1 protein-coding gene is annotated in these 391 nt (G+C 63.9%); it reads right to left on the bottom strand.

Annotated features, from left to right (window positions below; genetic code table 11):
- Window positions 1–391: ABC transporter permease (locus EOA27_RS40230; RefSeq protein ID WP_145970982.1), on the bottom strand; the 391-nt coding region annotated here is incomplete at both ends.

Below are 391 nucleotides of genomic sequence, written 5' to 3'. Positions count from 1 at the left end.
GTGAGGAGGCGGTCGATGAGCCCGCCCGTTCGCCACGCGGCAAGGATGCCGAAAGAGACCCCGGCCGTCACCGACAGGATCATCGTCAGGGTAGACAGGGAAAGGGTCGGTTCAAGCCGCTGCGAGATCAGCTCGAGTACCGGTCGCCCGGCGAAGATCGAGTTGCCGAAATCGCCGCCGAGCATGTCCCGCACCCAACGTACGAACTGAACCGGCAGGGGATCGTTCAGCCCCATTTGCTCGCGGATGTTGGCGATCATCTGTGGTGTGGCCGTGTCACCGGCGATCAGGGCCGCCGGGTCGCCGGGCGCCAGCCTGAGAAGCAGGAAGACCAAGATCCCGACCATCGCCATGACGGCGATGGTCGAAACCGATCTGCGAAAGATGTAGG

This window comes from Mesorhizobium sp. M2A.F.Ca.ET.037.01.1.1, from assembly GCF_003998075.1.
In the GTDB taxonomy this organism is placed as follows: domain Bacteria; phylum Pseudomonadota; class Alphaproteobacteria; order Rhizobiales; family Rhizobiaceae; genus Mesorhizobium.
The sequence above is the reverse complement of the archived record's forward strand: the minus strand, read 5'-3'. Positions and strand labels throughout refer to the sequence as shown.